This is a genomic window from Nocardia sp. NPDC055053, from assembly GCF_053608285.1.
The window spans coordinates 80,688-102,595 of sequence record NZ_JBSGVD010000022.1 but is presented as its reverse complement, the minus strand read 5'-3'; the positions used below and the strand labels follow the sequence as shown (position 1 = coordinate 102,595).

The 21,908-nt window shown below is 69.9% G+C and carries 19 protein-coding genes and 1 pseudogene; 10 read left to right on the top strand and 10 right to left on the bottom strand.

All coding sequences use genetic code 11. The annotated features are described in order from the left end of the window. Positions 1 to 106 precede the first annotated feature (106 nt). A complete protein-coding gene (locus ACWF82_RS22660; protein WP_452504042.1) occupies positions 107 to 976 on the top strand; it encodes an Fpg/Nei family DNA glycosylase in 870 nt (289 codons plus the stop codon). 1 nt (position 977) lies between these two features. Here the strand turns inward: ACWF82_RS22660 and ACWF82_RS22655 are convergent, their stop codons facing one another. The 3 genes from ACWF82_RS22655 to pdxR all read right to left on the bottom strand — a co-directional run bounded on the left by ACWF82_RS22655 (position 978) and on the right by pdxR (position 4,119). Then, positions 978 to 2,417, bottom strand: coding sequence for a dihydrolipoyl dehydrogenase family protein (locus tag ACWF82_RS22655; RefSeq protein WP_452504040.1), 1,440 nt, complete (start codon positions 2,415 to 2,417; stop codon positions 978 to 980). Continuing rightward, the gene (locus ACWF82_RS22650) at positions 2,414 to 2,659 is read right to left on the bottom strand and encodes a DUF2630 family protein (RefSeq protein WP_452504038.1); all 246 of its coding nucleotides are present in this window, start codon (positions 2,657 to 2,659) and stop codon (positions 2,414 to 2,416) included. The genes ACWF82_RS22655 and ACWF82_RS22650 overlap by 4 nt, the downstream gene beginning before the upstream one ends. A gap of 68 nt (positions 2,660 to 2,727) precedes the next feature. Beyond that, positions 2,728 to 4,119: a MocR-like pyridoxine biosynthesis transcription factor PdxR gene (gene pdxR / locus ACWF82_RS22645; protein WP_452504036.1), complete on the bottom strand. Its 1,392-nt coding sequence runs from the start codon at positions 4,117 to 4,119 to the stop codon at positions 2,728 to 2,730. Positions 4,120 to 4,198: 79 nt separating this feature from the next. Between pdxR and ACWF82_RS22640 the strand changes: the two genes are divergently transcribed. Next, entirely contained in the window at positions 4,199 to 4,891 is a 693-nt protein-coding gene (locus ACWF82_RS22640; protein WP_452504034.1) for a pyridoxamine 5'-phosphate oxidase family protein, read from the top strand. Positions 4,892 to 4,944: 53 nt separating this feature from the next. Here ACWF82_RS22640 and ACWF82_RS22635 read toward each other — a convergent pair. Then, positions 4,945 to 5,223: pseudogene (locus ACWF82_RS22635) on the bottom strand (phosphatidylglycerol lysyltransferase domain-containing protein); the annotation flags it as partial. A gap of 237 nt (positions 5,224 to 5,460) precedes the next feature. On the opposite strand from ACWF82_RS22635, the gene ACWF82_RS22630 reads away from it, so the two are divergent. Then, entirely contained in the window at positions 5,461 to 6,735 is a 1,275-nt protein-coding gene (locus ACWF82_RS22630) for an alpha/beta hydrolase (protein WP_452504032.1), read from the top strand. Here the strand turns inward: ACWF82_RS22630 and ACWF82_RS22625 are convergent. Then, positions 6,693 to 7,367 carry a DUF4386 family protein gene (locus ACWF82_RS22625; RefSeq protein WP_452504030.1) on the bottom strand — a complete coding sequence of 225 codons (675 nt, stop codon included), beginning with the start codon at positions 7,365 to 7,367 and terminating at the stop codon, positions 6,693 to 6,695. The genes ACWF82_RS22630 and ACWF82_RS22625 overlap by 43 nt on opposite strands. 58 nt (positions 7,368 to 7,425) lie before the next feature. Here ACWF82_RS22625 and ACWF82_RS22620 point away from each other — a divergent pair, with 58 nt between their 5' ends. Next, positions 7,426 to 8,118 (top strand): TetR/AcrR family transcriptional regulator, encoded by a 693-nt coding sequence (locus ACWF82_RS22620; protein ID WP_452504028.1) that lies wholly within the window; start codon positions 7,426 to 7,428, stop codon positions 8,116 to 8,118. On the opposite strand, the gene ACWF82_RS22615 is transcribed toward ACWF82_RS22620, so the two are convergent. Next, positions 8,119 to 9,423, bottom strand: a complete 1,305-nt coding sequence (locus ACWF82_RS22615) for a hypothetical protein (RefSeq protein ID WP_452504026.1) — start codon at positions 9,421 to 9,423, stop codon at positions 8,119 to 8,121. It lies immediately after the preceding gene. Beyond that, positions 9,420 to 10,187, bottom strand: coding sequence for a crotonase/enoyl-CoA hydratase family protein (locus ACWF82_RS22610; protein ID WP_452504024.1), 768 nt, complete (start codon positions 10,185 to 10,187; stop codon positions 9,420 to 9,422). The genes ACWF82_RS22615 and ACWF82_RS22610 overlap by 4 nt, the downstream gene beginning before the upstream one ends. Positions 10,188 to 10,250: 63 nt before the next feature. Here ACWF82_RS22610 and ACWF82_RS22605 point away from each other — a divergent pair, with 63 nt between their 5' ends. The 4 genes from ACWF82_RS22605 (at position 10,251) to ACWF82_RS22590 (ending at position 14,071) form a co-directional block, all read left to right on the top strand. Then, positions 10,251 to 10,856 (top strand): TetR/AcrR family transcriptional regulator, encoded by a 606-nt coding sequence (locus tag ACWF82_RS22605; protein ID WP_452504022.1) that lies wholly within the window; start codon positions 10,251 to 10,253, stop codon positions 10,854 to 10,856. 17 nt (positions 10,857 to 10,873) lie between these two features. Then, positions 10,874 to 12,502, top strand: coding sequence for an acyl-CoA dehydrogenase family protein (locus ACWF82_RS22600; RefSeq protein WP_452504020.1), 1,629 nt, complete (start codon positions 10,874 to 10,876; stop codon positions 12,500 to 12,502). A gap of 265 nt (positions 12,503 to 12,767) precedes the next feature. After that, positions 12,768 to 13,442, top strand: a complete 675-nt coding sequence (locus tag ACWF82_RS22595) for a nucleoside/nucleotide kinase family protein (protein WP_452504018.1) — start codon at positions 12,768 to 12,770, stop codon at positions 13,440 to 13,442. Between the two features lie 50 nt (positions 13,443 to 13,492). After that, a complete protein-coding gene (locus ACWF82_RS22590; RefSeq protein WP_452504016.1) occupies positions 13,493 to 14,071 on the top strand; it encodes a potassium channel family protein in 579 nt (192 codons plus the stop codon). On the opposite strand, the gene pgi is transcribed toward ACWF82_RS22590, so the two are convergent. After that, positions 14,040 to 15,680 (bottom strand): glucose-6-phosphate isomerase, encoded by a 1,641-nt coding sequence (gene pgi, locus ACWF82_RS22585; RefSeq protein ID WP_452504014.1) that lies wholly within the window; start codon positions 15,678 to 15,680, stop codon positions 14,040 to 14,042. The genes ACWF82_RS22590 and pgi overlap by 32 nt on opposite strands. A gap of 82 nt (positions 15,681 to 15,762) precedes the next feature. On the opposite strand from pgi, the gene ACWF82_RS22580 reads away from it, so the two are divergent. Further along, complete coding sequence (locus ACWF82_RS22580) at positions 15,763 to 17,220, top strand: NAD-dependent succinate-semialdehyde dehydrogenase (RefSeq protein WP_452504012.1); 1,458 nt, start codon at positions 15,763 to 15,765, stop codon at positions 17,218 to 17,220. 90 nt (positions 17,221 to 17,310) lie between these two features. On the opposite strand, the gene ACWF82_RS22575 is transcribed toward ACWF82_RS22580, so the two are convergent. Further along, on the bottom strand, positions 17,311 to 17,604 hold the full coding sequence (locus ACWF82_RS22575; protein WP_022566231.1) for a chorismate mutase: 294 nt from the start codon (positions 17,602 to 17,604) through the stop codon (positions 17,311 to 17,313). A 298-nt stretch (positions 17,605 to 17,902) separates the two neighbouring features. Here ACWF82_RS22575 and pcrA point away from each other — a divergent pair, with 298 nt between their 5' ends. Next, positions 17,903 to 20,488, top strand: a complete 2,586-nt coding sequence (gene pcrA, locus ACWF82_RS22570; protein WP_452504010.1) for a DNA helicase PcrA — start codon at positions 17,903 to 17,905, stop codon at positions 20,486 to 20,488. Here pcrA and ACWF82_RS22565 read toward each other — a convergent pair. After that, positions 20,485 to 21,834: a DUF1731 domain-containing protein gene (locus tag ACWF82_RS22565; RefSeq protein ID WP_452504075.1), complete on the bottom strand. Its 1,350-nt coding sequence runs from the start codon at positions 21,832 to 21,834 to the stop codon at positions 20,485 to 20,487. The genes pcrA and ACWF82_RS22565 overlap by 4 nt on opposite strands. Positions 21,835 to 21,908 lie beyond the last annotated feature (74 nt).

The following is a 21,908-nucleotide window of genomic DNA, read 5'->3' as shown; positions in this document are numbered from 1 at the left end:
GGGCTTGGCGGGCCCGGGCGGTCGGCCCCCATGCCGCAAGCCGCGGTGCCGCAACGCCAAGCCTTCGGGGCCGCGAACACGCGGCGCCAGCCGCTAAAATGACACAGTGCCCGAGCTACCCGAGGTAGAGGCGCTTGCGCAGTTCCTGCGGGATCATGCCGTCGGCGCGGTGGTTGGGCGTGTCGACGTGGCCGCGCTGAGCGCGGTGAAGACGTTCGACCCGCCGGTCACGGCGCTGTCCGGGCGTGATGTCACCGGCGCGGGGCGGTGGGGGAAATTCCTCGGGATGGATTGCGGCGGGCTGTGGCTGATCACGCACCTGTCGCGCGGTGGCTGGCTGCGGTGGGTGGACGAGCCGAATCCGTTGCCGCCCAAGCCGGGTGGTAAGTCGCCGCTGGCCTTGCGGGTGCACTTCTTCACGCCGGAGGGTGCGACGCCCTCGATCGATCTCACCGAGGCGGGGACCAAGAAGCGGCTCGCGGTCTACGTCGTCGACGATCCGAAGGCCGTGCCCGGTATCGCGCGGCTCGGGCCGGACGCGCTGGCGATGACCGAGGACGAGTTCGCCGCGCTGCTGAAAGGCACGTCGCAGCGGATCAAGTCGGCGCTGGTGGATCAGACGCTGCTCGCCGGTATCGGCAACGCCTACTCCGACGAGATCCTGCACACCGCCAAGATATCCCCGTTCGCCAATACGAAAACACTACCGGTGGACAAGGTTTCGCAGTTGTACACCGCCATGCGCGAGGTGCTGCTCGATGCCGTCGACCGGTCGGTCGGGCGGGACGCGGCCCGGCTCAAGGGCGAGAAGCGTTCGGGCATGCGGGTACACGCGCGGACCGGGCAGCCGTGCCCGGTCTGCGGTGACGCCGTGCGCGAGGTGTCCTACGCGGAGCGGTCCTTCCAGTACTGCGCCACCTGCCAGACCGGCGGCAAGGTGCTCGCCGACCGGCGGATGTCGCGTCTGCTCAAGTAGCTCACCGCTTCTCGCGCCACGCTTCCAGCAGGCGCAGCCAGAATTCGCTGACCGCGGGAAACGCGGGTACCGCGTGCCACAGCGTCTCCAGCGGAACCCGGCCGACCACCGCGATGGTGGCCGCGTGCAACTGTTCGCCCATGTCGGGGCCGACGAAGGTCGCGCCGAGCAGGCGTTCGGTGGCGGTGTCGACGACGAGCTTCGCGCGGCCGGTGAAGTCGTCGCGGGACAGGGCCGAGCCCGCGACGGCGATGTCCAGCTCGACGGTGCCGACGGCGTGGCCCGCGGCGCGCGCCTCCTTTTCGGTGAGGCCGACGGACGCGAGTTCCGGTGCGGTGTAGACGACCTGGGGTATCTGCTGATGGTCGGCGCTCGCGGTGAAGCGCGGGCTGTCGAGGGGCTTGCCGTCGGCGCGGGCGGCGATCACGTCACCGCACACCCTGGCCTGGTACTTGCCCATATGTGTCAGTGCCGCGCGGTGATTCACGTCGCCGACGGCGTAGAGCCAGTCGCCTGGCACGCCGCGGACGGTCAGCTGGTCGTCGACCTCGACATAACCCGCGGCCAGGCCGACGGCGTCCAAGCCGAGCGCTTCGGTGGCAGGCGTGCGGCCGGTGGCGACGATCAGTTCGTCGACCTCGAGCTCCCCGTCGTCGAGGACGAGGGTGACCGGACCGCCGTGGACGCGGCCGACCCCGGTGTCCTCGGGGTCGCGCCGGGAGACGAGGTGCGGTTCGGTGTGCAGCCGGACCGTGACGGCGCCGGTATCGCGCAGGCCCCGCAGCACCAGCTCGGCGGCGAACGGCTCGGCGCGGGGGAGCAGGCGGTCGCCGCGGACCAGCATGGTGACCTCGGCGCCGAGTTCGGCCAGCCAGGTCGCGGCCTCGCAGGCGACGACACCGCCGCCGATGATCGCCACCCGGCGGGGGACAACGGTCAGGTTGGTGGCGTCGCGGGAGATCCAGGGCAGCGCCTCGCGGAGGCCGGGAATACCGGGTATCGCGGCGGTGGTGCCGGTGGCCAGCACGACCGCGTGCCGGGCGCGCACTACGCGGATGCCCTCGCCGGTGATGATTTCGACGAGCCGGTCGCCGAGCAGTCTGCCCGCACCCCGGATCGGGTCGATACGGGCGGATTTCGCCCAGTCGACCTGGGAAGTGTCGTCGCGGTGATGCACGAAGGTGTCGCGGCGCGCGAGCACATCGGCGACCTGCGGGCCGCTCGCGGTCAGGCCGGGCATCGCCTGGCCGAGACCGAGGACAGCGCCGGTACGCAGCAGCGCCTTGCTGGGGATGCACGCCCAGTAGCTGCATTCGCCGCCGAACAGTTCCCGTTCGACGAGCGCGGCCGTGCGGTCGCTGCCCGCGATGGCGTAGGCGGCGGCGTTCTCACCCGCCGGGCCGGCGCCGATGACGATGACGTCGTATTCGGCGTCGGTCACTGCAGATAGCCCTCGACCTCACGCGGGGAACGCAGCGTGGTGTCGTCGGGTGACTCGGCGGAGCCGTAGCGGGCGCGGCGCTGCCGCAAAAGATCCCAGGCCTGGTCGAGCATCACTTCCAGCTGGGCCAGCTGCTGACGTTCGGCGACAGGATCGATCTCGCCCGCGATGGCCTTGGCTCGCAGGGCGTGCTCGTCGTCGACCAGCTGTTTGATACGCGCCAGAATGTCGTGATCGTTCATGTGCTCACCACTTCGATGGTCGGAGGGGTAGTGCCTGAACAGCGACCCGCGCGGGGTCTCGGTCCATGCTACGACCGCGCCGGTGGATCGGGCTGTGCGGCGGCGAGGCAGTCGGCGGCGATCGGCACGGCTTCGGCCAGCTCCGCGGCGCTCAGGGCCGTGTAGCCGATCGCTACCCCGAATCGGTGTTCTTCGGCCAGGTGGTGGCGGGCCAGACCGTCCAGCAGCACACCGCGGGCGCGGGCCGCGTCGACGGCGTGCTGCTCGGCGGCGGCATCGGGGAGCTCGACGACCACGTGCGAGCCCGCGTCGTCGCCGACGACCGGGAGCCCGCGGCGGGCGAGCGCGTCGACGACGAGCGCGCGGCGCGGCGGCACGACCCGGCGCAGGCGGCGCAGGTGCCGGGCCAGATCGCCGTGCCGGGCGAACTCGCTGAGCACCCGCTGACCGGCCGGGCTCGAGGTGGTGCCGGTGTGGGTGCGGTGGGCCAGTACCGCGTCGGCGATGCCGGGGCGGGCGACGAGCCAGCCGACGCCGAGGGTGGTGGCGATGATCTTGCTGGTGGTGCCGAGGTGGACGACCACGTCGGGCGCCATCGAAGCCAGCAGCGGCAGTGGCGCCGAGTCGTAACGCAATTCGCCGTCGTAGTCGTCCTCGACGACGAAGATGCCATTCGCCCTGGCGAATTCGATCAGCTCGACCCGGCGGGCGGCCGGCATTCTGGCACCTAGCGGAAACTGGTGTGCCGGTGTGCAATACACCGCGCGCACCCCAGCCGGAATCAGGTCGACGCGCAATCCGTCGCCGTCGACGGGGACCGGCAGCACGCGCACACCGGCCGCCCGGAACGCGCCGACGGCCCGGAGATACCCGGGGTCCTCGATCGCGACGGTGTCGCCGGGGCGCAGCAGTGCCGAGGCGAGCTCGCCGACCGCGGAGCTGGTGCCCGCCGTCGCCAGCACCACCGAGGCGGCGCCGGCGGCCAGCCCGCGATGCCGCAGCAGGTGCTCGGCGACGGCCGCCCGGAATTCCGGCTCGCCCGCCCGGTCCTTGCGGGTATCGGGCGGGTGGTCGCCCGCCGCCCGCCAGGCTCGTCGCCAGGCGGCCGGGTCGACGGCGTCCGCGCACGGCGCGCCGGGACGGAGGTCGAGCAGACCGGCGTCGGGGTCGGCGAAGTCGCCCGGATCGGTGCTGGGTGGCGCGGCGGCGGGTGCCGTGCTCAGGTAGGTGCCGGAACCACGCCGCCCGGTGAGCCAGCCCTCCGCGTGCAGCTGGTCGTAGGCGGTCGACACCACCGCCCGGCTCACCCCGAGCCGCTGCGCCAGCGCGCGCGAGGACGGCAGCCGGTCGCTCACACGCAGGACCCCGCCGGTCGCCGCGGCGCGCAGGGCGTCGGCTACCTGCACCGACAGCGGTTCGGCCGCGGTCCGGTCGAGCGGAATCGGAAGGTCGTCGAGCATCGCCTACCTCGAATTGGCCTGTTGATCTTCTGTCGAATTGGACCTATTCGCGGTCCATTTCTTCGGCGAAGCTCATCTTATGACCACGCACGACGCCACCCGGACCCCTTTGTCGCCGACCCCGCGGACCACCCTGACCCGTTCCAAGGAACGCGGCAGGATCGACCGGGCCGAGCTCGACGCGGTGCTCGACGCGGGCCTGGTTTGCCACCTCGGTGTCCTGCTCGGCGGGTCGCCCGTGGTGCTGCCGACCGTCTACGGCCGCGCGGGCGACACTCTCTATCTGCACGGCTCCACCGGCGCGGGCAATATGCGCGCCGCGATCGGCACCGACATCTCCGTCGCGGTGACGCATGTCGACGGGCTGGTGTACGCGCGCTCGGCCATGCACTTCTCGATGAACTTCCGGTCCGCGGTGATCCGGGGCCGGGCGGAGCTCATCACCGACGAGTCCGAACGCGACAATGCCCTGCGGGCGATCGTGGAGCACTCGGCGCCGGGGGCCTGGGATCGGGTGCGCCCGCCCAGCCGCAAGGAGATGGCGGCCACGATGGTGCTCGCACTGGATCTCACCGAGGCTTCGGTGAAGGTCCGCGCCGGCGGTCCGAAGGACGACGAGGCCGATATCGAGACCGGTGGGGTGTGGGCGGGCGTGCTGCCGTTGCGCCAGGTATGGGGTGAGCCGGTCACCTCCGCCGACCTCGAACCGGGCGTCGAGGTACCCGGCGATGTCGCGTCGCGGGTGACACCGAGCCCGGTCGTCGTCGGCTGACCGCTCGCCGCCGGCTCCGGGGTCCGGTCGTCGGCCGAACGCCTACCGGCGGATCAGTGGCCCGACGCGCCCAGTGCCATCAGCTCCTTGGCCGAGGCCTCCGGCAGATACGCCTTGGTCAGCGCGATTCCGGTCCGCGGCAGGTCGGCCTCGTCGCGGTAGCACAGGAACACCGGTTCGTGACGGGGCTGGAACTTCTCCTTGAACATGTGCAGCGACCGGAAACCGTAGTACGGCTCCATGGCGGCACCGAGCCCTTCGAGTAGCCGATCGATCGGCTCGGTACCCTCGGTCGCCACGCTGCGGGCCAGTGGAGCGCCGGAGAGTGACACCAGCGCGGTGCGCGCGGTGCCCAGCCGCCACTCGGTCCAGCCGACGGCGAGCGCGAAGAAGATCGCCGTCATCCGGCTCGGCGGCAGCTGCGTTGTCGTTCATCGATCCACCTTTGCTGCGAGTGCGGCATCCGGGCGCGGTGAAGATCTCTGTGTACCGTAGGTTCTCGTGGCCGCTTGCGGCCCGCGGCTCGGGCGTTGACGTGCATCTATGGACGTGCATCTATGGAGGTCGCGATGACGAGGGTTAGCGAATTGTCGTTGCTCACCGGGTGGCTCCCGGTGGCACTGCCGTTGCTCGGCGTGCTGGGCGCGGTGTGGTTGCTGTTCCCCCGCGCGCATCGCTATCGAAGGGCGGCGATGCCGGTCGCACTGCTGGCCGCCGCCGTCCTGACCGTCGCGCTGTACCTGTTCGTGGAAGAGATATGGCAGCTGTACCCCGACCCGATCGGGTTGTCGGTGTACATCCTGATCGCGATCGGCGTGGCCGCGGTTCTGCTGATCGTCCCGCGGATCCTGGTGCGCCGGACGGTGTGGACCGGGGTGTTGACGGCGCTCGCGGCCGTCGCTGTGCTGGTGGCGGTCGGCACCGGGATCAATCTGCGGTACCCGTCCTATCCGACGGTGGGCGCCGCGCTCGGGATCGACCAGGTCAAGCGGGTGCACGCCGATCAGCTGACGCTGCGCGAGCAGGTGATCAGCGGGCGGCCGCTGGAATCGGTGTGGTCGGCACCCGGCGATCTGCCCAAGGCCGGCGAGGTGCTGACCGCGGCCGTGCCGCCGACCGCCTCCGGTTTCGCTGCCAGGGAGACCCAGATCTACCTGCCCCCTGCCTATTTCGCGGACCCGCGGCCATTGCTGCCGGTCCTGGTGTTGCTCGCGGGCGAACCGGGGACATCGCAGGACTGGTTCGCCGACGGCAGGCTGACCGAGACCCTGGATGAATTCGCCCGTGCGCACCGCGGTCTGGCGCCCGTCGTCGTTGTCGCCGACGGCACCGGTGGTCCGCTGTGCCTGGATTCGCGGCGGGGCGACGTCGCCACCTACCTGGCCGTCGACGTGCCTGCCTGGGCGAAAGCGAACCTGCAGATCGAACCCGATCCGCGGGCCTGGGCGGTGGGTGGGCTGTCCTACGGTGGCACCTGCGCGCTGCAACTGGCGACCAACTATCCGCAGGTGTATCCCACCTTCCTCGACATGTCGGGCCCGGACGAGCCGACGCTCGGCGACCGGCAGCGCACGGTCGATGCCGCCTTTGGTGGCGACACCGCCGCGCTGTCGCGGGTCGACCCGATCGGCCAGACCTACCCGGATTCCGCGGGCGCGTTCGTGGTCGGCGCCGACGACGAGCAGTACCGGCCGCAGGTCGAGCGGATGTTCCACGCGGCCAAGGCCGCAGGCATGGACGTCCGGCTGCAGATCGTGCCCGGTGGACACGATTTCGCGGTGTGGTCCATCGGGCTCCGCGTTCAGCTTCCCTGGCTGGCGACACGACTCGGCATCGCGCCGTGACGGGCGAGCAGCGCGGCGAAGGCGAGTAGCCACGCGCTCCACAGCAGGTAGCCGAGGAAATTGGTGAGCCCGGCGGGCTCGACGCCGAGCGGAACCAGGACGCCGGTGGCGATGGCGGCGGCGCTGACGTAGCCGAGGACGGCGAACCAGCGCGGGGTGCGCAGGGCGGCGACGACCAGCGCCGTCCACAGCGCGGTGAGGGTGTAGCCGCCGGTTTCGCCGAGCACGGTGCCCAGGACGGTGTTGACGGTCTCGAAGGTGTGGATCGCGGGGGAGTCGGGGCCTTCGGTCGCGACGCGGTCGGCCAGCCCCGGGACGAGGACGGGCCAGCGCAGCAGGCCGATCGCCTGCACGATCGCGGCGGCGACGCCTGCCCGCACCGCCCATGGCATCGGTGCGATCCTGCCGACGAGGACGGCCAGGGGCGCGAAGGCGCAGGCGGCGGCGGCGAGCAGGGCGAAGAGCAGGACGACGGTGGTCTGCTCGGCGCGGAATTTCGCCAGCGCTTCGGTGGCGGGCAGTTGCAGGACGTCGGGGTAATCGAACGACACACCCAAGCCGGTGAACGCGAGGTTCATCAGGATCGGGGCGGAGATCAGCAGCGTGATGGTGGGCCATGGCTTGGTGCGCATGAGAGATCCGTTCTGGCTGTACGGCGTACAGGTAGCTGTACGGGGTACAGTTCACCGCATGCCGGACGGGAAGTCAACAGGTCAGCGGGGTGCGCCGCGCCCGACGCGGCGGTCGTTCACCGAGGAACAGGTCGTCGATACCGCCCTCGACCTGCTCGACGACGGCGGGCCGAACGCCCTGTCGATCCGGGCCGTCGCCGCGCGGCTCGGGGTCAACCCGAACGCGGTGTACACCTATGTCGCCAGCCGCGCCGACCTGGAAGGCGCGGTGATCGAGCGGGTGCTCGCCGCGGTCCCGCTCGGCCCGCTGTCCGATCCCGGCGTCGAGTGGACCGCCGCGGTCATCCAGTTCGCCCTCGGGCTGCGCGACCAGCTGCTCGCGCATCCCGCGGTCGCGACGCTGATGATGTCGGGCCCGATGAACGGGCCGGCGGCACGCGATGTCGGCGAGGCGATGTTCGGCGCTCTGGCGCGCGGCGGTCTGCCCGCGCAGACGCGGGCGCACGGGGTGTACGCGGTGATCGTGCAGGTCCTCGGCGCGGTCGCCCTCGAAGTCGCCGAAACCGATGGAACGCCGCCGCTGCCACCGGAATCCGAGCGCATCGCCCAGCGACGGGCCGCCCTGGACGATGTCGACGCGATGCGGTGGCCGCGCACCGCGGCACACCTGGACGAGATCGCCGCGTGGAATTCGGTGGATCAGTTCGTGTGGGGGCTGCGGGTATTGCTCACCGGGATGACGGCGGCCTGATCACCAGGGCATTGCGCGTAACCCGACGGCGGTACAAGCGCGATCTGTTGCGGCGTCCAGTGTTTCGCGGTCGCAGGACAGGCTGACCAGGGCGAGCGTGTAGGTGTCGGCGAGCCGGGACAGGTAGCCGGAGAGCTGGGTTCGGGGAAATTCGGTGAGGCCGGGGTGGATTGCGCGGGCCGCGACCCGGTCGCAGCGGTGTGTGCCGACGGTGCGCAGGGACTCCGGGAGCGTTCCGATGTTGGAGCACAGGATGTCTCGTTCACCCGCGCCCTTGCTGAGTGCGTAGGCCCAGCGGTCGGGGAGTACCTGGAGTATCTCCTCGGGCAGGCCGGCGGGGCTCGACATCCGGCGCAGGTAGGCGGTGCGGGCCTTGTCGCGGATGGTCGCGGGGGTGTCGCAGCGTTCCATCGCGATCTCGGTCATGGCGAGGTCGTTGTCGACGCGCGGTTCGTCGCGGGTGTCGACGGGCAGGCTCGCGGCGATCGCAGGGCGCTGGAATCCGATCTCCCACAGGATGTTCGCGACGAGGTGGATGAACAGACTGTTCGGGGTCCCGCCGGATGTGGCAGCGGTGGTGTCCCACTCGGTGGCATCGAAGGTGAGCAGGATGCTGTGTACGGCCCGGTTCGGCGAAGGGTCGGGAGTGCTCGTGTCGGGTGGCCGGGGAACACCCCGCCGCAGGGCTCGTGCGGTGCCGCCGATGATGGTCGACCACTGGGTCCTGGCATCGGACCAGTCCGAAATCGATGAACTCCAGCGCTTTTCGGGGGTGCCCGTGGGCGAAGTCTGTGGGGAGGACTTGGTGGCCACGCCCGGACGCGGAACCGGTGCGGCCACCGGCGGATGGTTGGCGCCCTCGGCGAGTTCATCAAGGGCTGAGGCGACGGCGTGGATGAGGCCGCGGGCGTCGGCGATGGCGTGTGAACAGGTCAGGGCGACAACGGTTCCGCCGTCTTCCAGTGGTGCGGCGGACAGGCGCCAGCCGGGGCCGAACTCGGGGTCGAGGTCGGTGCCGAGGGTGTCGGCCCAGGGCAGGATCGCGTTCTCACGGAGTGGGGAGTCGACGTGGTCGAGGGGGTGGGCCTGGATGTTCGACCGCCAGGCGCGGCGTGCGCCGGGGACCCGGGCGCGGACCACCCGGCGGCCGAGGTCGCCGACTCGCAGGCGGTCGTGAATCGCCCGCAGTAGTGCGGGTTCCATCGCGTCATCGGTGCGCCACAGCCCTTGGAGGGCGATGGGTGTGCCCATTCCGCGATGGGTGCGCAGGAAGATCTCGTCGACGACGGTGAGCCGGTCCGTCACCGGTTTTCGGCGCTCCCGTGCCTGCCCGCGCCCGCGGCGAAGCGGGCGGCGCCGTCGAGCGCGCCGTCGGTGAGCGCTTTCAGTCCGTGCTGGAATTCGATCCGCATCGCCTCGTCCTCGGGGTGGCCGTGCTGGTCGTAGAGCGCGGCGCGGTCCGAACGCAGGCAGGTCTGGGGGAGGGCGGCCAGCTGGCCTGCCAGTTCCTCGGCGACCCGGCGGGCCTCGCCGGGCGGGACGACGCGGGTGACCAGGCCCATCTGCAGCGCTTCGGGCGCGCTCACGGCTCGCCCGGTGAGGATCAGGTCCAACGCCCTGCCCTCGCCGATGATGCGCGGCAGGCGCACCGTGCCGCCGTCGATGAGCGGCACGCCCCAGCGGCGGCAGAAGACGCCGAAGGTGGCGTCCTGCTCGGCGATGCGCAGATCGCACCACAGCGCCAATTCGAGTCCGCCCGCCACGGCGTAGCCGGAGACCGCGGCGATCACCGGCTTGGACAGGCGCATGCGGGTCGGGCCCATCGGGCCGTCGCCGTCCTCGGTGGCCTGGTTGCTGTTCTCGGTGCCCAGCGATTTGAGGTCGGCGCCGGCGCAGAAGGTGCCGTGTTCGCCCCACAGCACCGCCACCGAGGCGTTCGGGTCGGCGTCGAACGCGCGGAAGGCGTCGGCCAGGGCGCGGGCGGTCGGGCCGTCTACGGCATTGCGTGCTTCGGGCCGGTCCAGGATCACCGTGGTGACCGGGCCCGCGTGTTCGACGCGTACAGACATCTTTCGACCATACGGCCAGATGCCTCTTGTGTGAAGGGGTGAATCGGTGGTTCACTTCTTCGTATGGTGTACCGCAGAACCCCGGCCGTGCAAGCCCGGCTCGACGCGCAACGGGCGCTGATCGTGCAGGGCTCGACCAGGGTGCTCTCGCGCGACGGGTTCGCCGGATTGTCGATGGCCGCGGTCGCCGCGGAGGCCGGCGTCGCCACCGGCACCGTCTACAAGCAGTTCGAGAACAAGGCCGAGCTCGTCGCCGCGGTGTTCGAGACCGTGGTCGCCCGCGAGGTCGACGCGGTGCGCTCCGCCGTGGCCGAGGGCGATGTCACGCAGCGGGTCAGCGCGGCGGTGGAGACCTTCGCCGGGCGCGCGCTCAAGAACCCGAAGCTCGCGTATGTCCTGCTGGCCGAGCCGGTCGACGCGGCCGTCGACGCGCAACGGCTGGAATTCCGGCGCGCCTTCGCCGCGTCGTTCGAGTCCGCGATCGCGCACGGCATCGCCGAGGGCCGCCTGCCCGCGCAGGACCCGTCGGTCAGTGCCGCCGCGCTCGTCGGCGCGATCGGTGAGGTGCTCGTCGGCCCGCTGGCCGCGGCACCGCACGCCGAGACCGTCATCCCCGAATTGGTTGCTTTCGCCGTGCGCGCCCTCGGTGCGCGCCCGGAATCGTTGTAGTCGAAGGAGTTCCGGCCATGCTCACCCATGAAGTGTTCAACCAGGTACCCCCGCTCGTCCCCTTCGACGCCGCGCGCAACCCCGCGCTGATCGAGGGCCTGCACCGCGAAGGCGCGGGCTGGGCCGAGGCCGAGGTGCGTGAACTCGGCAGGCTCGCAGGCGATGTCGCCGCGCAGGAGTGGGGCAGGCTCGCCAACGAGTACCCGCCGGTGCTGCACACCCACGACCGCTGGGGCCATCGCGTCGACGAGGTGGAATTCCACCCGCACTGGCACGACCTGATGAATGTCGCTGTCGCCCATGGCCTGCACGGTTCGCCGTGGCTCGACGAGCGCCCCAGCGCGCACACCGCCCGCGCCGCCAAGTTCTACACCTGGGGCATCGCCGACGCCGGGCACATGTGCCCGATCTCGATGACCTACGCGGTGGTGCCCGCACTGCGCCACAACCCGGAGCTCGCCGCGAAGTACGAACCGCTGCTCGGTTCGCGCACCTACGATTTCGGCCTCCGCGAGCCCTCGACCAAGGCCGGGCTCATCGCGGGCATGTCGATGACCGAGAAGCAGGGCGGCTCGGACGTGCGGGCCAACACCACCACCGCCGCGCCGCAGCCGGACGGTTCGTACCGGATCGTCGGGCACAAGTGGTTCACCTCGGCGCCCATGTCGGACATGTTCCTGACCCTGGCCAAGGCGCCCGGCGGGCTGTCGTGTTTCCTGCTGCCGCGCGTGCTGCCCGACGGCACCCGCAACCCGATCCGCATCCAGCGGCTCAAGGACAAGCTCGGCAACAAGTCCAACGCGTCCTCGGAGATCGAGTACGAGAACGCCACCGGCTGGCTTGTCGGCGCCGAGGGCGCCGGCGTGAAGACGATCATCGAGATGGTCAACATGACGCGCCTCGACTGTGTGATCGGGTCGGCCACCGGCATGCGCCTCGGCGCCGTCACCGCGGTGCACCACGCCAGGCATCGGGAAGCCTTCGGCGCCAAGCTGATCGATCAGCCCGCGATGCGCAATGTGCTGGCCGACCTGGTCATCGAGTCCGATGCCGCCACGACTGTGATGATGCGCCTTGCCGGTGCCACCGACCGCGCGGGCAGCGACCCGGCCGAGGCCGCGTTGCGCCGGATCGCGCTGGCCATCACCAAGTACTGGGTGTGCAAGCGCGCGCCGTCGCACGCGGCCGAAGCGCTGGAATGCCTGGGCGGCAACGGGTATGCCGAGGAATCGGGCATGCCGCGGCTGTACCGGGAGGCGCCGCTCATGTCGATCTGGGAGGGCTCCGGCAATGTCGCCGCGCTGGACGCGTTGCGCGCCATGGGCCGTCAGCCCGAGACCGTCGAGGCCTACGTCGCCGAGGTCGGCCTTGCCCGCGGCGCCGACCCGCGCCTGGACGACGCGATCGACCGGGTCGGCAAGGAACTCAGCGACCTGTCCGATATCGAGTACCGGGCTCGTCAGGTCGTGGAACTGATGGCGCTGGTCCTACAGGGCGCGCAGCTGGTGCGCCACGGTCATCCGGCCGTCGCGGACGCGTTCTGCGCGACCCGTCTCGGCGGCGACTGGGGCATCGCCTTCGGCACCCTGCCCGTCGGAGTGGATACCGGCGCGATCATCGAGCGGGCCTTCGTCGACGTGCAGTGAACCCGACGCGGATGGTCGGTGAGCCGCGTTGTCCGCGCGGGCAAGGAGTCACCGGCCTCCGGCGGCGACCGGGCGGTCAGCTACTCGGATGTCACCTAGCGGTCGCGACTCCACCCGCGCTGCGATTCGAGGGCTACGGTGCGCTCGAGGCCGACGCCATGCCATCGTCGCTTCGGAATCCAGCAGTGCCCGCAGCGCCACAGGCCCATGCCGTGTCGGTCGTAACGGCACCCGGGCAGAGTGCGTCGTCGCCTAGAGTTATCCGGTGACCTCGGTGAGCGGCATCCTGTCGGTGCGCGACCTGGCTCGGCGGATTCCGCCGGGCGCCGCGCCGGGGCAGCGCTTCCTGCTCGGCATCGCGGGGCCGCCCGGCGCGGGTAAATCGACGCTGGCCCAGCGTCTCTGCGCGGAACTCACCGGCTCCGGCCGACCGGCCGTGGTCGCGCCGATGGACGGTTACCACCTGCGTAACGAGGTGCTGCGCGCGCGAGGAGCACTCGCTCGCAAGGGCGAGCCCGACACCTTCGACGCGGCCGGGTTCGTCACCGATTTGCGGGCGTTGCGGCGGACGCCGATCGGCGAGCCAGTGCCGTGGCCGCTGTTCGACCGGGCCATCGACGAACCGACCGAGGGTGGCGTCGTCGTGCGTGCTGAGGACATTGTCGTCGTGGAGGGCAACTACCTGCTGCTCACCGATACGGAGGCACCCGGCTGGGTCGAGGTTCGCGGACTGCTCGACGCCTGCTGGTATCTCGACGCGCCGCGCGCGGTCCTCACCGAACGACTGCTGCACCGGCACACCGTCGGTGGACGCTCGGCGGCCGAGGCATCCACGAAGGTCACCGACAGCGATCTGCGCAACGCCGACCTGATCGCCGCGAGCAGACACCGCGCCGATCTGGTGCTGACGGCGGCGGACGCGGGCTATCGGATCGGCTGAGCCCGGCGCGCGTACCGCGGAAATCGGCGGCGGCGGGCAATCATGGAGCGATGACGCGAGTTCGCCGGGTGTCGGTACCAGGGCATGCGCTTCGCAACGCCGGCGCGGCGGTGTGCGCGCTGCTGCTCTACTACAGCGTGCCGCTGAACGGGGTGTTCGAGCTGGACGACTGGCCGGGCCAGGTGTTCGGGGTCGTCAGCTTCGTCGCGGGCGTAGTCGGACTGGTCTGGCTGGTCTGGCGGCGGATCGAGCACTTCCTCAACGCGCCGGCGTCGGCGGGCGGCCGCGTCGACGGGGTGCTGCTCGTCGTCTGCATCGTCTGCGTGGTCTTCTCGCTGTTCTACTACCGGCTGGAACAACACCAACCGGGCGAGTTCGACGGCTTGGTGACCCGCACCGACGCGCTGTATTACACGATGTCCACTCTCGGCACCATCGGCTACGGCGACGTGCATGCCGTCGGTCAGGTGGCCCGGATCGCGACGATGGTGCAGATCGCGTTCGACCTGGTGGTGATCGGCACCCTAGCGGCCATCGTGACGAGCAGCGTCAACCGCAGGCTCGCCGTCTTCCGTCCGGAGCCCCCGCCGGGGGAGGTCACCGACGATGCGACCGGTACCACTCGATGAGCTCGTCGGTGGACGAATCACCTTGCGTCTCCGGCTGCTCCGGCTCGCTGAGCAGCGGCATCAGCGCCAGCGCCTGCTGCTTGCCCAGTTCGACACCCCACTGATCGAAACTGTCGATGCCCCAGACGATGCCCTCGACGAACACCTGGTGCTCGTAGAGCGCGATCAGCTGACCCACCGTCGACGGGGTGAGTTCCGGCGCCAGGATGGTGGTGCTCGGCCGGTTGCCCGGCATCACCTTGTGCGGCACCAGCTTCGGATCGGTGCCCTCGGCGGCGATCTCCTCGGCGGTCTTGCCGAACGCCAGCACCTTGCTCTGCGCGAACAGGTTGCTCATCAGGATGTCGTGCATGCTGCCGGTGCCGTCGCGGGTCGGCAGGTCGTCGGTCGAGCGGGCGAAGCCGAGGAAATCGGCGGGGATCAGCCGGGTGCCCTGGTGCAGCAGCTGGTAGAAGGCGTGCTGGCCGTTGGTTCCCGGTTCGCCCCAGAAGATCTCGCCGGTCGAGGTGGTCACCGGGGTGCCGTCGGCGCGTACCGACTTGCCGTTGGACTCCATCGTCAGCTGCTGGAGGTAGGCGGGGAAGCGGGCCAGATCGTTCGAATACGGCAGGACCGCACGCGATTCCGCGCCGAAGAAGTTCGTGTACCAGACACCGAGCATGGCCAGCAGGACCGGGCCGTTCTGCTCCAGCGGCGCTGTCGCGAAATGCTTGTCGACGGCGTGCATTCCGCTGAGGAATTCGGCGAACTGCTCCTTGCCGATCGTCACCATCACCGAAAGGCCGATCGCGGAGTCCACCGAGTAGCGGCCGCCGACCCAATCCCAGAACCCGAACATGTGCGCGGGGTCGATGCCGAAGGCGGCCACCCGTTCCGCGTTCGTCGACACCGCGACGAAATGCTTGGCGACGGCGTCCTCACCGAGCGCGCCGACCAGCCAGCGGCGCGCGGCGGTCGCGTTGGTCAGGGTCTCCAGGGTGGAGAACGTCTTGGAGGCGACGATGAACAGCGTGGTCGCCGGGTCGAGACCAGCCAGCTTGGCGACCAGATCGCACGGGTCGACATTCGAGACGAACCTGGCCTCGATCCCGGGATCGGTGTAATGGCGCAGGGCGCGATACACCATGTCGGGCCCCAGATCCGAGCCGCCGATGCCGATATTGACCACCGCGGTGATGCGCTCACCGGTCGCGCCACGCCAGGCGCCGGAACGCACCGAATCGGCGAATTCGCCCATCCGGCGCAGCACGTCGTGCACCTCGGCGTCGGCGTCGGTGCCGTCGATACAGAGCTGATCGCCGACCGGAAGGCGCAGGGCGATATGCCCGACCGCGCGGTCCTCTGAGGTGTTGATGTGGGCGCCGGAGTACATCGCGTCGCGGCGCTCCGGCACACCGGCGGTGCGCGCGAGATCGACCAGCAGATCCAGGGTTTCGCGGGTTACGCGATGCTTGCTGTAGTCGATGTGCAGGTCTGCCACCCGCAGGGTCAGTTCACGGCCGCGCGCCGGGTCGTCGGCGAACAACTTCCGTAGGTGCAGGGGTGCGACACTGCGGTGATTGTCCGACAGTGCCTGCCAGGCCGCCGACGCGGTGATGTCGCTGCTCACGACAGCCGACATTACAGCGTTCGATTACTACCGGCCGGTCGGATCGATGCCATCGACATGCCGCGCGGCCTACGCTGACGACATGGTGTCCGAACGTGACGTACTTGAATTCGTACCGAAGGGTTTGTGGATCGGCTCCGGGCCGGTCGAGGCGACGGGCGGTGGCACCTTCGCGGTGCGTAATCCGGCCGACGACTCGGTGCTCGCGCAGGTCGCCGACGCGACCCCGGCCGACGCGATGCGCGCCCTCGACGCGGCCGTCGCGGCGGGCGAGGCGTGGGCGGCGACCCCGTCCCGCGAGCGGGGTGAGATCCTGCGCGCGGTGTTCGAGCAGCTGACCGCGCGGTCCGAGGAGTTCGCGTTGCTCATGACGCTCGAGATGGGCAAGGCCCTGACCGAGAGCCGCAACGAGGTCCGCTACGGCGCCGAGTTCTTCCGCTGGTTCAGCGAGGAGGCGGTGCGGGTGCACGGTCGCTACCTGCACGCGCCCTCGGGCACCGGCCGGATCATGGTGGCGAAGCAACCGGTCGGTCCGTGCCTGGCGATCACCCCGTGGAACTTCCCGCTCGCCATGGGCACTCGCAAGATCGGGCCCGCCCTCGCGGCGGGCTGCACGATGATCGTGAAGCCCGCCTCGGCGACCCCGCTGACCATGCTGGCGCTGGCCAAGCTGTGTAGCGAAGCCGGTCTGCCCGACGGGGTGCTGTCGGTGGTCACGACGTCGCATTCCGGTGCGGTCACCGGGCCGCTGATCGACGATCCGCGGCTGCGCAAGCTCACCTTCACCGGCTCGACCGAGGTCGGCAAGAAGCTCGTCGGTGCCGCGGCGAACCGCCTGCTGCGCACCTCCATGGAACTCGGCGGCAACGCGCCGTTCGTCGTCTTCGACGACGCCGATATCGACAGCGCGGTCGCCGGTGCGATGCAGGCGAAGCTGCGCAACGGCGGCGAGGCGTGCACGGCGGCCAACCGCTTCCACGTCCAGCGCGGTGTGGTCGCCGAATTCACCGAGAAGCTGGTCGCCGCCATGACCGACACGGTGGTGATGGGACCGGGTACCGATCCGGCCAGCACCCTGGGCCCGCTGGTGAGCGAGGACCAGCGCGAGATCGTCAGCGAGCTGGTCGACGACGCCGTCTCGAAGGGCGCGCAGCTGCTGCTCGGCGGCAAGGCGCCCGGCGGGCCGGGGTGGTTCTACCCGGCCACCGTCCTCGGTGATGTCCCGCCGACGGCTCGCATCCTGAGCGAGGAAGTCTTCGGTCCGGTCGCCCCGATCGTCGCGTTCGACACCGAGGAGGAGGGCATCGCCGCCGCCAACGACACCGAATACGGACTGGTCAGCTACGTCTACACCCGCGATCTCGACCGGGCGCTGCGCGTGTCCGAGACGCTGGAGTCGGGCATGGTCGGCGTCAACCGCGGCGTCATCTCCGACCCGGCGGCCCCGTTCGGCGGCGTCAAGGAATCGGGCTTCGGTCGCGAGGGCGGCACCGAGGGCATCGAGGAATACCTGAACACCAAGTACATCGCCCTGACCTGAGACACGAAACCGCCCCGGGGATGGTGTCGCACCCGGGGCGGCTTTGTGGAAGCGGCGAACTGGTTGCGCGCCGCGTGGTTTGTGGGTGGCCTAGCGCCCGAGGCGACCTCGGCCGAGGCGGAGCAAAAGCATAGCGAGGGTGTGACCCTCCTGGCCGAGTTCACTGAATCGCTCGAGCACCTTCATCTCGCGGCTGTGGACCAGGCGCGGACCGCCGGAGGCCATTCGGGTACGGCCGATGATCCGGGAGATCTCGCTCCGGCGTTTGATCGCGGCGAGGATCGTGGCGTCGAGCTGGTCGATCTCGAGACGGAGCTTCTCGATTTCCGCCTCGGACTGCGGCAGAGCCGAATCGGACCCAGTGGTCGTAGCAGGGGTGCTCATCATTCATCTCCTCGTGTCAGAACTGGGATCGGTCGGGCCCGACGGCCTGTTACCCGATCTGTTCCTTCACCCTGAAACTTTCCCGATGGGCGGTACGAAATCCCCCCGGGAGTGCGCAAAGAGCAGCGCTCACCGTCACGATATCGGATCGAGTGCCGATCCGGGCATGCGGACAAGCACCGACCATCAGCCCAGTGTGCCACGGGCCCCAAGCTATGCAAAACAGTTGTGTTTGTGAATCACCTGCGAAGCCGGCAGTTCGCCGCCTGTCGGTGGCCGCCGGTAGCGTGGACAGACGATGGATATCACGGTCGCTCCCCACGCCTCAGCCGCCGATCCCAGCGAACCAGCTTCCGCCCCGGCGGAGCTATCGCGCCGGGACGGTGGTGGCTCCGGCGCGTCCGGCGGCGGGCTGGCCGAGGCGGCGGCCCGGCACAGCGCCGAGCAGGAGCAGCGCCGCAAGGAGCGCGAACACAAGCGTGCCGAGGAGACCGAGCGCCTGCTCGACGGACTCAATCCGCAACAGCGCGCGGCCGTCGTGCACGCGGGGTCACCGCTGCTGATCGTCGCGGGTGCCGGCTCGGGCAAGACGGCGGTGCTCACCCGCCGCATCGCCTATCTGCTCGCCGCGCGTGGCGTGCACACCGGGCAGATCCTGGCCATCACCTTCACCAACAAGGCCGCCGCCGAGATGCGCGAGCGGGTAGCCGGGCTGGTCGGCCCGCGGGCGGCCAGCATGTGGGTCTCGACGTTCCATTCCAGCTGCGTGCGCATCCTGCGGATGCAGGCCGCGCTGCTGCCGGGCCTGAATTCCAATTTCTCCATCTACGACGCCGATGATTCGCGCCGCCTGCTCACGATGATCAGCCGCGATTTCGACATCGATACCAAAAAGTACTCGGCGCGTTTGCTGTCGACCGCTATTTCCAATCTGAAGAACGAGCTGATCGGGCCCGAGCAGGCCGCCGCCGACGCCGCCGCCGACGAGACCGAACTGCCCGCGCTGGTCGCCCGGGTCTACGCCGAGTACCAGAAGCGGCTGCGGGCGGCCAATGCCATGGACTTCGACGACCTGATCGGCGAGACGGTCGCGCTGCTGCAGAACCATCCGCAGGTGGCCGAGTACTACCGGCGCCGGTTCCGGCACGTCCTCGTCGACGAGTACCAGGACACCAACCACGCCCAGTACGTGCTGGTGCGTGAGCTCGTCGGCCACCACAGCGCCGAGGCGGGCGAGGAAACAGGCGTCGAGCCGAGCGAACTGTGCGTGGTCGGCGACGCCGACCAGTCGATCTACGCGTTCCGTGGCGCGACGATCCGCAATATCGAGGAATTCGAACGCGACTTCCCCGACGCGGAAACGATTCTGCTGGAACAGAACTACCGTTCCACCCAGCACATTCTCTCGGCCGCCAACGCGGTGATCGCACGCAACGAGGGCAGGCGCGAGAAGAAGCTGTGGACCGATTCCGGCGAGGGTGAATTGATCACCGGTTACGTCGCCGACAACGAGCACGACGAGGCCGCCTTCGTCGCCAAGGAGATCGACAAGCTGGTCGATGCGGGCGATGCCAATTACGGCGATGTCGCGGTGTTCTATCGCACCAACAACAATTCGCGTGCGCTGGAAGAGATTTTCATCCGGATGGGTCTGCCGTACAAGGTGGTCGGCGGTGTCCGCTTCTATGAGCGTAAAGAAGTCCGCGATGTGGTGGCCTATCTGCGGGTGCTGGAGAATCCCGACGACGCGGTGAGCGTGCGCCGCATTCTCAACACCCCGCGACGCGGTATCGGTGATCGCGCCGAGGCCTGCGTCGCGGTGCATGCCGAACAGCGCGATATCGGCTTCGCCGCCGCGCTGCGCGATGCCGCCGACGGCAAGGTCGCGCTGCTGAACACCAGGGCGCAGCGGGCCATCGCCGGTTTCCTCGAGCTGCTCGACGAGATCCGCTCGGCCGGAAAGCGTGCCGACAGCGAGTATCCTGATGTCGGCAATGTCGTCGACGCGGTGCTCGACCGCACCGGGTACCGGGCCGAGCTGGAAGCCTCCGACGATCCGCAGGACGGCGCCCGGCTCGACAACCTCAACGAACTGGTCAGCGTGGCACGCGAATTCAGTTCCGAGGCGTTCAACAATGCCGAGGCAGCGCGCGAGGAAGGGCTGCTGCCGGAGGCGGGTGACGGTGAACCCGAACCCGGTTCGCTGGCCGCGTTCCTCGAGCGGGTGTCGCTGGTCGCCGACACCGACCAGATCCCGGACGAGGGGTCGGGCGTTGTCACCATGATGACGCTGCATACCGCGAAGGGCCTGGAGTTCCCGGTGGTCTTCGTGACCGGCTGGGAAGACGGGCAGTTCCCGCACATGCGCGCGCTGGGCGATCCGGCCGAGCTGGCCGAGGAGCGCAGGCTCGCCTACGTCGGTATCACCCGTGCGCGGCAGCGGCTCTACCTCTCGCGGGCCGTGGTGCGGTCGGGCTGGGGTCAGCCGGTGTCGAACCCGGAATCACGCTTCCTGCAGGAGATCCCGCAGCATCTGCTGGACTGGCGTCGGCTGGAGCCGGTGGTGTCGCCGGTGCAGCGTGGGCGCAGGCGCGAGGACAGCGGGTTCGAGCGTGACTGGACCCGGGGCGACGGCTGGGATCAGCGTCCCGGCGTGCGCGGTGGGACCGGGCAGCGCAGGCCGACGCCGGGTGGTGCGGTCAAGCGGAACAACACCGATCTGGTTCTCGCCGTGGGCGATCGGGTCAGCGACGACAAGTACGGCCTCGGCCGGGTGGTCGCCGCCGATGGTGTCGGCCCACTGGCGACCGTCACCATCGACTTCGGTACCGCGGGCAAGATCCGGCTGATTCCCCAGTTCAGCCGGACCATTGTGAAGCTCTAGTGCGGCAGTAGGTCGTTCAGGGCCTCGTCCAGCGTCGGGTAGCGGAAGGTGAAGCCTGCCTTGTGCAGGATCTCGGAGGTGGCGTGGCGGCCGGTGAGGCCGAGGGCGGGGTCGGTGCGGAGGGCGACCGCGCCGACCTTCAGGATTGCCGACGGGGTCGGGGGTGATGGTGGCCGGTGCAGGATGCGGCGCAGGGTCGCCATGAGTTCGGTGTTGCGGACCGGGAATTCGGTGGCGGCGACGAGGATGCCGTCGGGGAGGGTGAGGTCCGGGTCGAGGCCGAGGGTGGCGCGGACGACGGCCAGCCAGTCCTCGATGTGGATCCAGCTGAACCACTGGTCGCCGGGGCCGACGCGGCCGCCGAGGCCTGCCTTGGTGAGTTGTGCGAGGCGTTTGAGCGCGGGGGCGTCGGGGTCGAGGACGATGGAGGTGCGCAGGATCGTCCAGTGGTCGGCGCGGGCCGGATCGAAGGCTTCTTCCCATGGCTGGGCGACGCCGGTCATCTGGGGGAGGCCGACGGGCAGGGGAGTTGTTTCGGTGCAGCGGGTTTCGCCCGCGTCCGACCAGATCGCCGTGGTGCTGGCCTGCACCCAGTAGTCGACCGGGGTGTCGCGCAGCCCGGCGGCGGCGACGAGGGCGCTGGTGGAATCGACTCGGCTGCTGCGCAGTTCGGCGATATTGCGTTCGGTGGGCCTGCAGTCGACCAGCTTTCCAGCCAGATTGATCACCGCGAGCTTGCCAGGTTCCCGCAGTTCGGCGGCCCAGGCGCCGACCGAGCGCCCGTCCCATTCGGTCTGCCGGAACGGCAGCGCGGGGTTGCGACGGCGGGTGAGCAGGGTGACGCGCTGTCCCCGGCAGGTCAGGTCGGCGGCGATCTGGGTGCCCAGCGCGCCGGTGCCGCCGGCGATGACCACGGTGAGGGCGTCGTCGGCGGGGACGAGTCCGGCCAGTCGCGCCAGCCGCGAAAAGTTCACGCGCGCATCGGTTTCGATGAACGGACGTACGACCGCGCGCGCCGCGCCGGCGGATGGTCCGGTGAATCGCAGTTCCTGGCAGATCTCGGTGCCGCCGTCCCGCGGCGCCAACCGCCAGGTGAGGTGCATGGTGCCCGCCGGTTCGGGCTGCTCGATACTCAGCTCCTGATTCGGGACCACCGTGGTGACGGTGAACGACTCGCCGAACCGCCCATGGATCCGCGCCGAGAACTTCCCGCTGGGCAGATAGTCACCCGTGGCACCGACGGCAACCGGTCCGTGCATCCGCACCGACCGCACACCCGGATTCCACTCCGGCCACTGCTCGAGGTCCGCCAGCACGCTCCACACCAATTCCGGTGCGAGCGCGATGAACTGCGTGTACTTCGTCGTGCTCCCCCGCCTCTCCGCGAATCTCGGCCAGACTCGAGTGCCGAGTCGCGGCG

Coding starts and splice junctions, on each gene's coding strand:
- ACWF82_RS22650 (WP_452504038.1), bottom strand. CDS start 2,659: ATGAACGATCACGACATTCTGGCGCGTATCAAACAGCTGGTCGACGAC.
- pdxR (WP_452504036.1), bottom strand. CDS start 4,119: ATGCTCGACGACCTTCCGATTCCGCTCGACCGGACCGCGGCCGAACCG.
- ACWF82_RS22640 (WP_452504034.1), top strand. CDS start 4,199: ATGACCACGCACGACGCCACCCGGACCCCTTTGTCGCCGACCCCGCGG.
- ACWF82_RS22630 (WP_452504032.1), top strand. CDS start 5,461: ATGACGAGGGTTAGCGAATTGTCGTTGCTCACCGGGTGGCTCCCGGTG.
- ACWF82_RS22625 (WP_452504030.1), bottom strand. CDS start 7,367: ATGCGCACCAAGCCATGGCCCACCATCACGCTGCTGATCTCCGCCCCG.
- ACWF82_RS22620 (WP_452504028.1), top strand. CDS start 7,426: ATGCCGGACGGGAAGTCAACAGGTCAGCGGGGTGCGCCGCGCCCGACG.
- ACWF82_RS22610 (WP_452504024.1), bottom strand. CDS start 10,187: ATGTCTGTACGCGTCGAACACGCGGGCCCGGTCACCACGGTGATCCTG.
- ACWF82_RS22605 (WP_452504022.1), top strand. CDS start 10,251: ATGGTGTACCGCAGAACCCCGGCCGTGCAAGCCCGGCTCGACGCGCAA.
- ACWF82_RS22600 (WP_452504020.1), top strand. CDS start 10,874: ATGCTCACCCATGAAGTGTTCAACCAGGTACCCCCGCTCGTCCCCTTC.
- ACWF82_RS22590 (WP_452504016.1), top strand. CDS start 13,493: ATGACGCGAGTTCGCCGGGTGTCGGTACCAGGGCATGCGCTTCGCAAC.
- ACWF82_RS22580 (WP_452504012.1), top strand. CDS start 15,763: ATGGTGTCCGAACGTGACGTACTTGAATTCGTACCGAAGGGTTTGTGG.
- ACWF82_RS22575 (WP_022566231.1), bottom strand. CDS start 17,604: ATGAGCACCCCTGCTACGACCACTGGGTCCGATTCGGCTCTGCCGCAG.
- pcrA (WP_452504010.1), top strand. CDS start 17,903: ATGGATATCACGGTCGCTCCCCACGCCTCAGCCGCCGATCCCAGCGAA.